This window comes from Flavobacterium azizsancarii, from assembly GCF_027980145.1.
Lineage (GTDB): Bacteria > Bacteroidota > Bacteroidia > Flavobacteriales > Flavobacteriaceae > Flavobacterium > Flavobacterium azizsancarii.
In genome coordinates, this window is record NZ_JAMZNK010000005.1 from 24,373 (window position 1) to 38,699 (window position 14,327).

14 protein-coding genes are annotated in these 14,327 nt (G+C 32.1%); 5 read left to right on the top strand and 9 right to left on the bottom strand.

From position 1 onward, the window contains the following. Nucleotides 1–106 precede the first annotated feature (106 nt). Nucleotides 107–616: a hypothetical protein gene (locus NJT12_RS04495; RefSeq protein WP_271334708.1), complete on the bottom strand. Its 510-nt coding sequence runs from the start codon at nucleotides 614–616 to the stop codon at nucleotides 107–109. 92 nt (nucleotides 617–708) lie between these two features. Between NJT12_RS04495 and NJT12_RS04500 the strand changes: the two genes are divergently transcribed. Next, entirely contained in the window at nucleotides 709–1,251 is a 543-nt protein-coding gene (locus tag NJT12_RS04500; RefSeq protein WP_271334709.1) for a hypothetical protein, read from the top strand. Nucleotides 1,252–1,613: 362 nt separating this feature from the next. Further along, on the top strand, nucleotides 1,614–3,392 hold the full coding sequence (rpsA, locus tag NJT12_RS04505; protein WP_271334710.1) for a 30S ribosomal protein S1: 1,779 nt from the start codon (nucleotides 1,614–1,616) through the stop codon (nucleotides 3,390–3,392). A 302-nt stretch (nucleotides 3,393–3,694) separates the two neighbouring features. On the opposite strand, the gene NJT12_RS04510 is transcribed toward rpsA, so the two are convergent. Both NJT12_RS04510 and NJT12_RS04515 read right to left on the bottom strand, forming a co-directional pair. Then, nucleotides 3,695–4,225, bottom strand: a complete 531-nt coding sequence (locus NJT12_RS04510; RefSeq protein WP_271334711.1) for an ExbD/TolR family protein — start codon at nucleotides 4,223–4,225, stop codon at nucleotides 3,695–3,697. Between the two features lie 95 nt (nucleotides 4,226–4,320). Next, nucleotides 4,321–5,253 (bottom strand): cation diffusion facilitator family transporter, encoded by a 933-nt coding sequence (locus NJT12_RS04515; protein ID WP_271334712.1) that lies wholly within the window; start codon nucleotides 5,251–5,253, stop codon nucleotides 4,321–4,323. 212 nt (nucleotides 5,254–5,465) lie between these two features. On the opposite strand from NJT12_RS04515, the gene NJT12_RS04520 reads away from it, so the two are divergent. Beyond that, nucleotides 5,466–6,020: a fasciclin domain-containing protein gene (locus tag NJT12_RS04520; RefSeq protein ID WP_271334713.1), complete on the top strand. Its 555-nt coding sequence runs from the start codon at nucleotides 5,466–5,468 to the stop codon at nucleotides 6,018–6,020. Between the two features lie 94 nt (nucleotides 6,021–6,114). Here the strand turns inward: NJT12_RS04520 and NJT12_RS04525 are convergent, their stop codons facing one another. The 6 genes from NJT12_RS04525 to NJT12_RS04550 all read right to left on the bottom strand — a co-directional run bounded on the left by NJT12_RS04525 (nucleotide 6,115) and on the right by NJT12_RS04550 (nucleotide 12,734). Then, complete coding sequence (locus tag NJT12_RS04525; RefSeq protein WP_271334714.1) at nucleotides 6,115–6,960, bottom strand: EamA family transporter; 846 nt, start codon at nucleotides 6,958–6,960, stop codon at nucleotides 6,115–6,117. A gap of 107 nt (nucleotides 6,961–7,067) precedes the next feature. Continuing rightward, a complete protein-coding gene (locus tag NJT12_RS04530; RefSeq protein WP_264537765.1) occupies nucleotides 7,068–7,208 on the bottom strand; it encodes an SsrA-binding protein in 141 nt (46 codons plus the stop codon). A 138-nt stretch (nucleotides 7,209–7,346) separates the two neighbouring features. Next, nucleotides 7,347–9,122, bottom strand: coding sequence for a M56 family metallopeptidase (locus NJT12_RS04535; protein WP_271334715.1), 1,776 nt, complete (start codon nucleotides 9,120–9,122; stop codon nucleotides 7,347–7,349). Nucleotides 9,123–9,191: 69 nt separating this feature from the next. Beyond that, a complete protein-coding gene (locus NJT12_RS04540) occupies nucleotides 9,192–10,835 on the bottom strand; it encodes a M56 family metallopeptidase (RefSeq protein ID WP_271334716.1) in 1,644 nt (547 codons plus the stop codon). Between the two features lie 6 nt (nucleotides 10,836–10,841). Next, nucleotides 10,842–11,210, bottom strand: coding sequence for a BlaI/MecI/CopY family transcriptional regulator (locus NJT12_RS04545; RefSeq protein WP_271334717.1), 369 nt, complete (start codon nucleotides 11,208–11,210; stop codon nucleotides 10,842–10,844). Nucleotides 11,211–11,516: 306 nt separating this feature from the next. After that, complete coding sequence (locus tag NJT12_RS04550; RefSeq protein ID WP_271334718.1) at nucleotides 11,517–12,734, bottom strand: MDR family MFS transporter; 1,218 nt, start codon at nucleotides 12,732–12,734, stop codon at nucleotides 11,517–11,519. Between the two features lie 97 nt (nucleotides 12,735–12,831). Between NJT12_RS04550 and NJT12_RS04555 the strand changes: the two genes are divergently transcribed. Together NJT12_RS04555 and NJT12_RS04560 are read left to right on the top strand one after the other, a co-directional pair. Beyond that, complete coding sequence (locus NJT12_RS04555; RefSeq protein WP_271334719.1) at nucleotides 12,832–13,431, top strand: DUF1684 domain-containing protein; 600 nt, start codon at nucleotides 12,832–12,834, stop codon at nucleotides 13,429–13,431. After that, nucleotides 13,431–14,096: a TatD family hydrolase gene (locus NJT12_RS04560; RefSeq protein ID WP_271334720.1), complete on the top strand. Its 666-nt coding sequence runs from the start codon at nucleotides 13,431–13,433 to the stop codon at nucleotides 14,094–14,096. Before NJT12_RS04555 ends, NJT12_RS04560 begins: the two co-directional genes overlap by 1 nt. Nucleotides 14,097–14,327: the final 231 nt, after the last annotated feature.

Consider the following 14,327-nt stretch of genomic DNA (forward strand, 5'->3'; position numbering starts at 1 on the left):
TATGTAATTAACTCTATTTGGTTTTAAACTTATTTATTAACAGATCTTTACATATAGTGAGTTCTATTGATTTTTAAAACCTGTTGAAGTTTGGCGTCTAAAAAAATTATGGCAATGACTCAATCAAATCTTCGACTTGTTTTTTCTGTATGGCGTATTTTTTTTGTAGTTCAGAACCTTCGCCCATTCGGTTGTAATATTCTAAGCCTTTTTGAGCGAAGAATTTCTTATGAAAGTTAGATATTTGAGGAACTTGCGGAAATAAATTGCGAAAGTTCATTTCATAATACGCTTGCCACTCCCGCTCGTTTTTATCCAATACGTATGGTTTTGCTGTTTTTTGATTGACATGAACCATTTCATGCACAATAAGAATCAGCATTAGTTCTAGTGGAAACTCAAAAGTGTTTTCTGGGATTCTGATAATTTGTGGTTCGCCAAATTCACCTTCAGTTGTCATTAGGATAAAGTCAGGTTTTGCTTTTTCTCTAAACTCAAATCTTTTTAAATTCTTGTTTTTGAGGTTGTACTTTTTTAAAAGCCAATAAACGGCGTTGATGACTTGTCCGTTTTGATGGAAAGTTTCAATTTTTAGTTTTATTTGGTCGAGTGTCATGGTCATAAAGTAAAAGTAAGTAATTAAAACTTATTGCATAAATTAGCCTACTTACTTTGATGAATAAAGAATTGTAAAAAATAAAAATATTTATGAGAAATTTAAAAGTGTTTTTTTTGATTTTTTCATTGTTGGCTTTTGCTTCTATATATGCTCATAAGGATAGAGGAGAGTATCCAAAAAGCGTTAAATTTATTTTTGATGACAAAGAGACTTTAGTCTTGAATTACGATGATTCGAGATTAGGAAATATTTGTGATGAAATAATTTCCGGAAAAAGGAAATTAACTGAAGCGTATGTAACTTATAAAACAGGAGAAGTAGTAAATGTTAAATTTGATGGGGAAAATTGCACTTCAATTGATATAATGTGCAAAAATAAAAGAGTGTTTGTAGAAAAAAATATTTTGAAAAAAATTAAAGGAATTCATTTTTCAACACTCACTTTATCTTGGTCATCAGATTACGATAAAGCTTTTTCATCATCTTATTTTACAATAAGTTTTGATATGGGGACTGAGCGTTTTTATGATGAGTTTCCTAATGTACAATTGTTTTTTAAGAAGCAAGTATTTTCAAACGCAGAAGTTTGGAAGCAAATTAGTAAGAATGGGAGACAAGGGAGTAAATTATAATATTTTTATTTTTGCGTTATTAAATAGTTTAAATTCCTAATAATTTATAGTTTCTTAAAACCACAAAACCTCTAATCTAGCCCCGATAGAGCGGGTATCCTTTTTCTGGCTTCTTTAGACAGAAAAAGATAGGAGCGAGAGCGGGACTTCAGGCCTTGAAAACCCTTAAATTTGCTGCTCCTGAACAATAGAGTGATAATCATTTAGAATTGTTTTGCTATTACAGAAAAATGTATTAATTTTGCAAACCTTTTGGCAGAGAAGAGTTTCCATTAGGTATCAACTATTTATGTAAAACAACTTCTGTTTTTTCTATCGCTTTATGAAACTCAAGAAAAGCAGAATACAAATTTTTTATCAGCATGTCTGAACAATTAAAATCACAAGAAGAGTTTTTAGCAAATTTTAACTGGCATAACTTCGAAGAAGGTATCGATGCAGTAGATGAGAAAAACTTACAAGAATTCGAAGACTTAGTATCAAAAACTTTCATCGCTACAGATCAAGAAGAAGTAGTAGAAGGTGTAGTTGTTAGAATTACAGATAGAGACGTTATCGTTGATATCAATGCAAAATCGGAAGGTGTTATTTCTTTAAACGAATTCCGTTACAACCCAAACCTAAAAGTAGGTGACAAAGTAGAAGTATTAATCGACATCCGTGAGGATAAAACTGGTCAATTAGTATTATCTCACAGAAAAGCACGTACTATCAAATCTTGGGATAGAGTTATTTCTGCAAACGAAACAGGAGAAATCGTTAATGGTTTTGTAAAATGCAGAACTAAAGGTGGTATGATCGTTGACGTTTTTGGAATTGAAGCTTTCTTACCTGGTTCTCAAATTGACGTTAAGCCAATTAGAGACTACGATGTATACGTAAACAAAATGATGGAATTCAAAGTGGTAAAAATTAACCACGAATTCAAAAACGTTGTTGTATCTCATAAAGCGCTTATCGAAGCTGATATCGAAGTACAGAAAAAAGAAATCATCGGTCAATTACAAAAAGGACAAGTATTAGAAGGTGTTGTTAAAAACATTACTTCTTATGGTGTGTTTATTGACTTAGGTGGTGTTGATGGATTAATTCACATTACTGACCTTTCTTGGAGTAGAATCAACCACCCAAGTGAAGTTCTTGAATTAGACCAAAAATTAAACGTTGTAATCCTTGATTTCGATGATGAGAAAACAAGAATTCAATTAGGATTGAAACAATTAAACGCTCACCCATGGGACGCTTTAGATGCTAACTTAAACATTGGTGATAAAGTAAAAGGTAAAGTAGTTGTAATCGCTGATTACGGTGCATTTATCGAAGTTGCTGAAGGTGTTGAAGGTTTAATCCACGTTTCTGAAATGTCATGGTCAACTCATTTACGTTCTGCTCAGGATTTCGTAAAAGTTGGAGATGTTGTTGAAGCTGTTATCTTAACATTAGATAGAGATGACCGTAAAATGTCATTAGGTATCAAACAATTGACTCAGGATCCATGGACTGACATTACTTCTAAATACCCAGTAGGTTCTAAACATACAGGTATCGTTAGAAACTTTACAAACTTTGGTATTTTCGTAGAATTAGAAGAAGGAATTGATGGATTAATTTACATCTCTGACTTATCTTGGACTAAGAAAATCAAACACCCATCTGAATTTGTAAATGTTGGTGAGAAACTTGATGTAGTAGTATTAGAATTAGATGTTGAAGGACGTAAATTATCTTTAGGTCACAAACAAACTACTGCTAATCCTTGGGATCAATACGAAGATTCTTTCGCTGTAGGAACTATCCACAATGGTGAAATTTCTGAAATCGTTGACAAAGGAGCTACTGTAGAATTCGGAGATGATATCGTTGCTTTCATTCCTACTCGTCACCTTGAAAAAGAAGACGGAAAGAAATTGAAAAAAGGTGATACTGCTGATTTCAAAGTAATCGAATTTAACAAAGAATTCAAAAGAGTAGTTGCATCTCACACTGCTATCTTCCGTGAAGAAGAAGAGAAAAATGTAAAAACTCAAACTGAAAATACTTCATCTAACTCATCTACAAATGCACCAGCTGCAACTTTAGGAGATAACAATGATGTATTAGCTGCATTGAAAGCTAAAATGGAAAAAACTGAGAAAAAATAATTCTTAGTTTCCTCTAAATAGAAAGTCCCACAGCAATGTGGGACTTTTTTTATGTTATTTTGTTTCAGGTTTTGTTTGTTTTAAGTTTCAAGTTGTCACGCTCAGTGTCCCGAGGCTTCGGGAGAAGTGCATTTCTATTAGAAAGCAATATTTAAGCATTGAGATTAGAAATTTAGGAATTAATTTTTGTTTAATCAGGAGCTGTTTCCTGCTTTGCGCTTCAATCTTTTTATTTTTTAAAGGAAAAAATAAAAAGGATTTCCACTTCAATCAGGGCTAGGGCATTTGTTTTCAAAAGATATTTATTTTGAAGCCAATAATTTTGATTCTTCAGGAGTGTAATCATTTACAATCGCATAAGTTTCAATTTTAGCAATCGCCATTTCGTCAAGAATATCAACTAAATTTTTAAAGTTTGATTTTTTGCTTGGTTTTATAATTACAATCGGACCGTTTCTTGGTTTTCCAAGTGCTGCCGAATATTCATGAATAGTTTTACTTCTGCTAAAAAGTTCTTTACGGATTCCATTCTTTCCATAACTTAATTCTTTTGGACCTGTTATTGGAGTAAATAAAAGTCCGGAATAACTAATTACTTTATCATTATCATCTAGTAAAACTGTTATAATGCGGCTTGCATCTCCACCACAACTAATTACACGACTCCATTCTTCATCCAAATCTTTTGGAGGCAAACTTAAATCAGCGGTTTTAGGTTTCCTTAATTCAGTTGCAACCATAAAAAATATAATCAACAAAAAAGAAACGCTGACCATTGCGGTTAAATCAACCCTTGTACTTAACTTTTTACTTCTAACTTTATTTGGTATCATAATAAATCAAATTTTAAATAAATTAAGAACAGAACTGTTTTTACTAAAAATGTTAAATAAATATAATAATTTTAATATAGAAATGACATTTAATTTCAAATTGTTTTCCATTCCTGAAAATCAGGTTCAATATAGAGCCATTTTACATCAGGTCGTTTTGTTCGTAACTTTTCTTCGAAATCATTAATTAGTAAGCTAATACTTTGAGTATTGAGATCCGGAACAATTTTTATTTTAATGCATACCAAAACTTCTCCCGGGCCTTGCTGAACCGTTCTGCAATTTAATACTTCGGTGATATTATTTTCTGCCTTGGCTATTTCATGTATCATTTCTAAGATTTCAGGATCAGCACTTTCTCCAATCAATAATGACTTTACTTCACTTGCGAGAAAGATTGCAACGGCAATCAATACAAGGCCAATACAAAGAGAGCCAATAGCATCATAGCGGCTGTCACCTGTATAATGTGATACCAAAAGTGCAATTAAAGCGAGGAATAATCCTAAAACAGCTGCCGCATTTTCTCCAAATATAATAATCAAATCGCTGTCTTTTGTAACATGGAGATAACGAAAAAATGAAATTGCTTTTTTGCGTTTTTGGATTTCTTTAATGTTAGAAATTAAAGCATAACCTTCCATTAAAATTGAAAAAATAATAATTCCAATCGCCCAGCCAATATTGTGTACCGGTTCGGGATTGTTGTATTTATGCACACCTTCATAGACAGAAAACATTCCACCAATAGAAAATAACAGCATGGCTACCATAAAAGACCAAAAATAAACTGATTTTCCATATCCGAACGGATGTTCAGAGTCGGCATCTTTTTTAGCTTGTTTTACCCCAAGCAATAGTAAAAGCTGATTAGCACAATCTGCGGTAGAGTGAATAGTTTCAGCAAGCATTGCACCGGATCCGGTCATAAATGCAGCAAATCCTTTTGATACTGCAATGGCAACATTTACGAGTAAACTTTGTATAATATGTTTAGTTCCGTGATCGGATTGGTTTTGATTTTCCATTAAAATTAAATTTTATACTTAAAATTAGTAATAATAAAAAGACGAAAGCCCTTCTGAATTTAAAAATAATCAAAAATAATTTTAGGGATTAAAGGCTTGTTTTACAGCCTTCTTTGTGAATTTTTCAACTTTTTTTAATCTTTTTTAGATATTTAATAAAACCAAAACAATTATTACCCCGTAAATGAGCTTATAACTTAAAATATTTAATCATGAAAACTAGAAAATTTTTAGCCGTAGCAATTTTAGCATTAGGATTTGGATTTACTTCATTTGCACAGAAAACTGTAATGGTTGGCGGAGCTGCAATGTACCCAAACAAAAATATTATTGAAAATGCCGTAAACTCAAAAGACCACACGACATTAGTAGCTGCTGTAAAAGCTGCCGGATTAGTTGAAACACTAGAAGGCAAAGGACCATTCACCGTTTTTGCCCCAACAAATGCAGCGTTTGATAAATTACCAAAAGGTACTGTTGAAACATTATTGAAACCTGAAAACAAAAAAATGTTGCAAACAATCCTGACCTATCATGTTGTTGCAGGAAAAATGAATGCTTCTGATATTGCAAAAGCAATTAAAGCAGGAAAAGGAAAAGCTACTTTCAAAACTGTTAGCGGTGGAACTCTTACTGCCTGGATGAAAGGAAAAGATTTATACATCACTGACGAAAGCGGAAATAATGCTAAAGTTACGATTGCAGATGTAAATCAGTCTAACGGTGTAATTCATGTAGTTGATACTGTATTATTGCCAAAAAAATAATAGCTGTATTAATAAAAATTGCAATAATTAAAAATTCCAAATCCCAACTTTTAAATTGGAATTTGGAATTTTTGATTTTTAATCTTTTTAAGTTTTATCTTTTAGCTGTCAATGTTGATCCGGCAGAAGCTACAACCACACAAAACACAGCCAGAACTTCATAAAGGTCCAGTTTTTCCTGTAGAAATAAAAAGGCACAAATAGAAGCCGCTGCAGGCTCTAAGCTCATTAAAATACTAAAAGTTCGTGGAGGAAGTTGACCCAGGGCTTTCATTTCAAGCGTAAACGGAATAGCGCTTGACAGCAATGCCAATGCAACGCCCATACCAAAAAGTTTTGGAGTAAGATTGACCAATCCGTTTTCATAAAAACCAACAGGAAGAATTAAAATAGCAGCAAACAACATTCCGGTTGATACTGCTTGTCCTCCATTCATAATCTGAGAAACTTTACCTCCTAAAATAATATATGCTGCCCAAAAAGCACCGGCTAAGAGTGCAAAAGCAACCCCTAATATATCGACCCGATCATTTGACCAGGGGGCTATTAAGACAATTCCAGTTGCTGCAAGCAAAACCCAACAATAATCTATTAAACGCCTTGATCCAATAATGGCTACTAACAAAGGACCTATAAATTCTAATGTAACGGCTAAACCAATTGGAATTCTTTCTATTGCGAGATAAAAGATCAAATTCATGGCGCCTAAAGACAAACCGTACGGAACTACAATTTTCCATTGTTTTGGCGTAATGGCTTTTAGGTTTGGTCTATAGGCTATTAATAAAATTATTGCCGAAACCCCAATTCGAATTGATGCTGTTCCCGCAGCACCAATTGCAGGAAAAAGGCTTTTAGCAATTGCGGCTCCACATTGCACACTGACAATAGCTAAAAGTACGGCGTAAATAGGAGGGATATTGAATTCTTTATTTTTCATGAGAAAGATGTAATGAAATAAGAAATGTATTTAGAGTAAGCTATTTCTTATTTCTTAAAAAAGTGTTTTTTGAGCTTAAAATCAACTGTTTACCTATAAGGTTTGTATTATTCTAAAGCACGTTTTGTAACATAAGCACGATAACCAATAATAGCCATTTGCCATTTTTTGGCTTTAGAGATGTCCAGACCTTGTTTGGTAAAACTGGGCAGAAGGATTTTATTTATTTTGGCTAAAATTTTATACATGGAAGGTTAATTTTCCTCAAAGATATAAAAAAAGACTTTGCGGTTGGGCAAAGTCTTTCTTGGAGTTTTTCCTAGTATGTTACGCAGGAATTTATTCTGTTTTTTGAGTATTTAATTAAGATTTATGAGGGTTTAAAATTAAAATCTATTATTTTGTCTTTCTATTTTCTGAAGTTCCCTTTCATAAAGCAGGACATCTTTCTCGTGTTGTCTTTTGTTTATCTCCAGTCTCCTCATTTCCAGGTTCCGTTGTTTCATGCTGGTTTCGTATATTTTAGAATCCTTTCCATATTTTTGTTCCATCTCAATATTGAGCTTGTCCATATCACTACTAAACTTGTCCATGGCAAGATTGTATTTTGCCATTTCTTTTTCGTACGCAGCTTCTCTTTGCGACATGATTTCTTCTACTTGTTTTTCGTAAGCTGACATATCAGGCTGAAAAGTTTCCATCTTTTTCAGAAACTCAGCCATTTCTATTTCAAATTTAGCCATTGCTACTTTATCTTTACGATCTGCAGGCGCTATAGGGGGATTTGGCATTTTAGATATATCAGCATTTGGAGCTTGAGGCATTGGTCCGGTAGGGAAAGCAGGAAGAGCTGGAGGAGTTGGGGACACAGGAGAAGCTGGAAGAAGATTAGAACCATTCGTCTGGCTTATTTCTGCAATACGTTTTCTAATAGTCGCTGGTTCATCAATTAAACCATCAGTAAGCAAATTAATATTTTTTAAACCATCTTTAGTTGTAACTATAATTCCACAATTTTTAATCGCTTCATCTCCTTCTACCTCAATGCTCTGAGCATTTTCTGTCTCTTTATTGATATCAACTTTAATAGCTGTTAGCTCATTTTGAGTGTTTCGTTTTACATTTGATACCACCATATCAATATTATGATCTTTCTTTAATTTTTCGGCCATCTCCTTTAGTTCTTGATCGGTCGTGTTTTTTCGAATTTTTAAAACATAAACCGGAGTTTCATTTTGAGTATTCTCTTTAAGATCTTTTCTCTCTTTTTCTTGTGCTATTGTCCTGATTTGAAATAAAAGCACAAAAGCTATAAGTACTGGAATAATAGTATAGTATTTCCAGCAATTTCGTTTTTTTGATTGATTTTTGTTTAACATGACGATTCGTTTTTTGATTAATGATTGATAAAAATGATTGGTGATTGCAACACAACTTTCATGTGTTGTTATTTTTAAAAGCGTGTATTGGTACGCTTTTTTGTCTGATATTTTCTTCGCAGCTTCATTATCTGCAATGAACTCAAGATTTTGTAAAATCGCTTTTTTGTACATCCAAATTATCGGGTTGAACCAAAATAGTATACAGAATATTCTTAAAACTAAAACATCTACAGTATGATTTTGATCGCTATGTACTTTTTCGTGTTCGATAATATTTTCTAATTCTGAGGCCGTAAACATTGATGAGTTGTACACGATATAATCAAAATAAGGAAATGGAGCGATATTTTCTTTAATATCTACGAATTTAAAATCTGCCTGTTGTTGTACTTTTTTATCTTTTAAAACAGAATTTAAACTATAGAAATCAATAGCAAATTTTACTAATAAGGTTAAAAATCCTATGCTGTAAATGGCTAGTAAAATGTAACTCCAATTAATATCGAAAGATTCTATTTCGGCACTGCGATAGAAAGAAATCTGAGATTTGTTTAGAACTGAAATTGCATTTGTATTTAAAATCGAAACAGGCGCCGGATCGATCCAGACTATTTTAGTGAAAACTACAAAAGGTAAAATCAATGATGTGAATAAGCCGGCTAATAAAAACCACCTGTTGCTATTGAAGAAGGTTTCTTTGTCTAATAAAAAATAGTAAGCACAATAAAACAACACTAATAGCGCGCTCGATTTTATGATAAAAATAAAAAGTGCTTCCATAAAAATTGGATTATTTCTTCTTCTATAATTGGTTATTTACCGTGTGATCCGGATTTTTTTAAACTGAAACTATTTTCTGGTTTCAATTATAATAACGCCATTTTTTCCTTGTTCGCCATACTTTACAATTGCGTCAATTCCTTTATAAATTTCCATGCTTTTTATATTTAGCTCCTGAAGATCGTCAGTTGTTACTTTTTCATTAATAACGACACCATCTACAATTACTAATTGATCTAAATTTTTCTGAGACCCTGATTTTTTAGAAGATATCTTAACTGTAGTTCCTGATTTAGCATCATCATTCACATTTACAGTGACTGAACTATCGACATTTGTACTTACATCAGTATTTACATTAGTTGTACTAGTGTTTGCACTAACATTTTTATTAGTATTAGAATTAGCTTTAACATTGTTATCAGAATTAGAATTGGTTTTTGTAGTGGTTGAATTAGTGTTATCGCTTGTGTTTACAACATTTTTCAGGTTTTTGCGAGCAACAATTTTTTGATCTTTATCTGTTTCATCAGCCGTACGAATACCTACTTTTTTGCTGCCATCGTTGTCTGTTGTAACAATTATTCCAAAATCCTGGATCGTTTTATTTCCTCCAGTCTGAATAGATTGTGTTTGCTGATTTCCGTTTTTGATATCAATTTTAAGTGATGTTAAATCGCTTAAAGAATTTCTCTTAATTTCAGAAGCTTCAAAGTCAACATTATGAATTGTTTTTAATTTCTCTTTGATTTCTTTTAATTCAGCATCGGTAGAATTCTTTTTGATTTTATAAACGTCCACAGATTTAATTTTTCCAGAAAGCTCTTTTATAATTTGCTGTCTCTCTTTTGCAATAACTTCAATTTGAAATAAAAGTACAAAAGCTGCAAGTGCTGGAATTACAACACAAAATTTCCATGAATTTCTCTTTTTTGATTGATTTTTGTTTAACATAATGATTCGTTTTTTGATTAATGATTGATAAAAATGATTGGTAATGGCAACACAGTTTTCATGTGTTGTTATTTTTAAAAGCGTGTATTGATATGCTTTTTTATCGGATATTTTTTGTGCAGCTTCATTATCTGCAATGAATTCAAGATTTTGCAGGATCGCTTTTTTGTAAAGCCAAACTATAGGATTAAACCAGAATAAGACACAAAAGATTCTTGATATTAACACGTCGATAGTATGATTTTGCTCACTATGCACTTTTTCATGTTCAATAATACTTTCTAATTCTATTGCAGTATACAGTGATGAGTTGTACACGATATAGTCGAAATAAGAAAAAGGCGCAATATTTTGATTTGTATCAATGAATTTAAAATCAGCTTGTTGTTTTACTTTTTTACCTTTTAAAACAGTATTTAAACTATAGAAATCGATAGCGAATTTTATTAATAACGCGAGGAATCCAATACTGTAAAGGGAAAGCAAAACTACATTGAGATTAATTTGCAAAACACTATTTTCAATATTTTGCACTTCATTAATTTCAGAAAAGTTTATATTGGAAATTGGAGCAGGAGCAACCCAGACAATTTTAGTATAAACTATGAATGGTAAGATTATCGAAGTAAATAAACCGGACAATAAAAACCATCTGTTATTATTGAAAAAAGTCTCTTTGCGCAATAAAAAATAATAAGCGCAATAAAACAAAGCCAGTAATGCACTTGATTTTCCGATAAATATGAAAAGTGTTTCCATAAGGGATTATTTTTCTTCGTTAGGATTTTCAATCATGGCCAGGATTTCACGTAATTCGGCTGCTGAAATTTTTTCTTCTTTAGCAAAAAATGAAACCATGTTTTTATATGAGCTATTAAAATAGTTATCAATGGCAGTATTCATATATTTTTTGCTGTAAGCCTCCAATGTTATTACAGGATAATACTGGTGCGTGTTTCCAAAAGCGTTATGAGCAACAAAACCTTTTTCTTCAAGATTACGCACAATAGTCGAAAGTGTATTATAATGTGGCTGGTCTTCAGTGATTTCTGCCTGAATTTCTTTTACGAATGCTTTTTTGAGCTTCCATAAAATCTGCATGATTTCCTCTTCTTTGTTTGTTAACTTTTGCATGTTTTCTAATTTTAATTCAAACGTACAACTATATTTATAGTTACGCAACTATAAATATAGTTATTTAACTAAAAAAGACGTTTGGTCTGATTTTAAAGTATAGAAAATAGTGCTTTAGCCTTGTAAATCCGGAGGTTGAAATAGGAGTGAAAAAAATAACCGCAAAACGCGCGAAGATTTTAAAATTAAGTAGTTTTATAAAAACGCAAAGTTCGCAAAGCTACATTTGATAAAAGCTTTGCAAACTTTGAGCTGTCAAGATTATTCCGGATAAAATCTTATAGACCTGTGTGGTAAAATTTAGTTTTAAGAGATTTTTTCTCTGAGCAATTCTTTTTTGATCCAAAAGCAACACAGCGTTGCAATAACTCCAATGCAGGCCATAAAAAGCCAATTGATTTGGTAACCTAATCGAGAGATAATCTCGAAACCAACTTTAGAACTAATAATATGTGCTAAACTAAAACTCATTGTATAAAGCGCCATATAACGTCCTTCCTGTCCACGTGGCGCACGGCTTAATGCAAAAGCATTAGAAAACGGAAAAGTCAGGATCTCTCCAATCGAGATACAAATCATACTAATAACAAGAATTCCGGCCCAAACATTTATTAATAATAAAAAGAAGCTCGAAGCCATAACAAAAGACCCCAGAATAATTATTCTTATTTTAGGAAAACCTTTTCTCTCCATATAACCAACTGTTGGCATTTCGAGAGCAAATATTAAAAGTCCGTTTAAAGTCATCAATAAACCCGTTTGAAATTCGGTTAAGCCAAATTTTTCATTGTGATATAAAGGTAACGTAGTAAAAAGCTGAAAGAAAATCATAGCCGTCACAAAACTCACGAATAAGAAAACCCAAAAGATTTTATCATGAAAAACTGATTTTATATCTGCTGCACTTTCCGCTTTATCTTCATGCACCGTTTTTTTCTTCTCCTTAACTAATAAGGCAAAAATCGAAATCGAAACAATACACGATGCACCATCAATCCAGAACAATCCTGAATATCCAATTCCCATAATAATTAAACCTCCTAAAGCAGGTCCTGCAGCAAAACCCAGATTTACCGCTAAACGTACCAAAGTCAAAGCACGGGTTCTGTTTTCGGGTTTTGCATACGCACCCAAAGAAACAAACATCGCCGGCCTGAACATATCTGCAATAGTCATTAAACAAAACATTGCGAAACATAAAGTCCAAAAAGTAGTGATATATTGAATAAAGAAAAGTGAAACTCCGCTCGTAAACAAACTAAAAATCATGATTTTATAAAAACCAATTTTATCAGATAATTTTCCACCCAGCCACGAACCTAACATTGACCCAAGACCAAACGCAACCATAATCCAACCAACTTGATTATAAGTAAAATGAAGGTCTTCTTTTAAATATTTTGACAGAAAAGGAAGTACCATCGTTCCGGCACGATTTATAAATGTAACAATTGCGAGTATCCAAATTTCTCTTGAAAATCCTTTAAAATTATTGATATAGTGACTAAAAGCGGTTTTGAGCATTACAAATATGTTATTTGCAACAAAGTTAAGAAACTTTGTAGAGATCATCCGTTGCTGCTTTGTTACTTTTAAACTATTTTTGCTCAAAATTTCGAAGATGAAAAATGTTATTGCTTTTCTTGTATTGTTACTTGTAAATTTCTGTTTTGGCCAGAATAAATTTGATCAGAAAGAAACTGAAAAATTTCAAAAGAAGATAAACTCAGAATATGCTGATCCTAAAGAAAGTCCGTTAATGGAAGAAGATTTAAAAACTTTTAAATCGCTGGATTTTTTTCCTGTAAATTCCAACTACTTCGTGAATGCAAAATTTGAAAAGGCAAAGGACGAAAAGGTTTTTGAAATGAAAACTACAGGAACGAGAACACCAAAATATATAAAATACGGAACTTTGTATTTTACGATAGATGGTGTTGCTCTTAAACTGAATGTCTATAGAAATATTGAGCTTTCGAAAAAGAAAGAATATAAAGATCATTTGTTCCTTCCTTTCTCAGATTTAACCAGTGGTAAGGAAAGTTATATTGGAGGAAGATATATCGATTTGAAAATACCGAAAGGGAATACGATCGCAGTCGATTTTAATCAGGCGTACAATCCGTATTGTGCTTATAATCATAAATATTCATGTCCTTTAGTTCCTTTAGAAAATGATTTGAGTGTAGCAATTAATGCAGGTGTAAAAACATTTCACTAATGGAATTTTTTAATTGTCATACACATCAATTCACGAATGAAGCTCATATTTTGGAATTAGTAAATCAATATCCAAATGAGTTTGATGTTTCGATTCCTTTTTATTCCATAGGAGTTCATCCGTGGTATATTAAAGATGAGAGAATTGATGAGGATTTGAGAATTATAGAAGAAAAATTACAAACTGAAAATTGTCTGGCAATTGGTGAATGTGGTTTAGACAAACGAATTGAAATTCCGTTAGAGAAACAAATTATAGTTTTCGAAAAGCAATTAGCTTTGGCTGAAAAATATAGTAAACCTGTAGTAATACATTGTGTCGCTGCCTTTCAGGAAGTAATTGCGATTAAAAAGAAGCTGAATATCTCTGTTCCGATGATTATTCATGGTTTTTCTAAAAATAGTCAAATTGCGAATCAACTCATTAAAGATGGCTTTTATATTTCGTTTGGGAAATATTTACTTAAAAAACCAGATTTAAAAACTGTTTTTCAGGATATTCCAAACGATCGGTTTTTTCTTGAAACGGATACGATCGAAGAAGGAATTAGCGAAGTTTATAATGTAGCATCAGAATATAAAAATATAACAATTAATGAATTACAAGAGATTATCTCAAGTAATTATAGAAAAGTGTTTGAGAAGGAGAATATAGAGAAAAGATAATAAAGAATAGAAGAAAGAAGCAAGATTAGCTATTGGGTTTGTTGAAAGTTGGCGAATCTAAATATAGAAAAGTGTTTGAGAAGGAGAATATAGAGAAAAGAGAATAGATAATAGAGAATAGAAGAAAGAAGCAAGATTAGCTGTTGGGTTTGTTGAAAGCTGGCGAGTCTAAATATAGAAAAGTGTTTGAGAAGGAGAATATAGAGAATAGAGAATAGAATATAAAGAAAA

Bases quoted from the DNA above. Each gene is read 5' to 3' on its own strand.
- NJT12_RS04540 (WP_271334716.1), bottom strand. From the start codon at position 10,835: ATGGAAACACTTTTCATATTTATCGGAAAATCAAGTGCATTACTGGCT.
- NJT12_RS04560 (WP_271334720.1), top strand. From the start codon at position 13,431: ATGGAATTTTTTAATTGTCATACACATCAATTCACGAATGAAGCTCAT.
- NJT12_RS04495 (WP_271334708.1), bottom strand. From the start codon at position 616: ATGACACTCGACCAAATAAAACTAAAAATTGAAACTTTCCATCAAAAC.
- NJT12_RS04515 (WP_271334712.1), bottom strand. From the start codon at position 5,253: ATGGAAAATCAAAACCAATCCGATCACGGAACTAAACATATTATACAA.
- NJT12_RS04545 (WP_271334717.1), bottom strand. From the start codon at position 11,210: ATGCAAAAGTTAACAAACAAAGAAGAGGAAATCATGCAGATTTTATGG.
- NJT12_RS04500 (WP_271334709.1), top strand. From the start codon at position 709: ATGAGAAATTTAAAAGTGTTTTTTTTGATTTTTTCATTGTTGGCTTTT.
- NJT12_RS04555 (WP_271334719.1), top strand. From the start codon at position 12,832: ATGAAAAATGTTATTGCTTTTCTTGTATTGTTACTTGTAAATTTCTGT.
- NJT12_RS04535 (WP_271334715.1), bottom strand. From the start codon at position 9,122: ATGGAAGCACTTTTTATTTTTATCATAAAATCGAGCGCGCTATTAGTG.
- NJT12_RS04550 (WP_271334718.1), bottom strand. From the start codon at position 12,734: ATGCTCAAAACCGCTTTTAGTCACTATATCAATAATTTTAAAGGATTT.
- NJT12_RS04520 (WP_271334713.1), top strand. From the start codon at position 5,466: ATGAAAACTAGAAAATTTTTAGCCGTAGCAATTTTAGCATTAGGATTT.
- NJT12_RS04510 (WP_271334711.1), bottom strand. From the start codon at position 4,225: ATGATACCAAATAAAGTTAGAAGTAAAAAGTTAAGTACAAGGGTTGAT.
- NJT12_RS04530 (WP_264537765.1), bottom strand. From the start codon at position 7,208: ATGTATAAAATTTTAGCCAAAATAAATAAAATCCTTCTGCCCAGTTTT.
- rpsA (WP_271334710.1), top strand. From the start codon at position 1,614: ATGTCTGAACAATTAAAATCACAAGAAGAGTTTTTAGCAAATTTTAAC.
- NJT12_RS04525 (WP_271334714.1), bottom strand. From the start codon at position 6,960: ATGAAAAATAAAGAATTCAATATCCCTCCTATTTACGCCGTACTTTTA.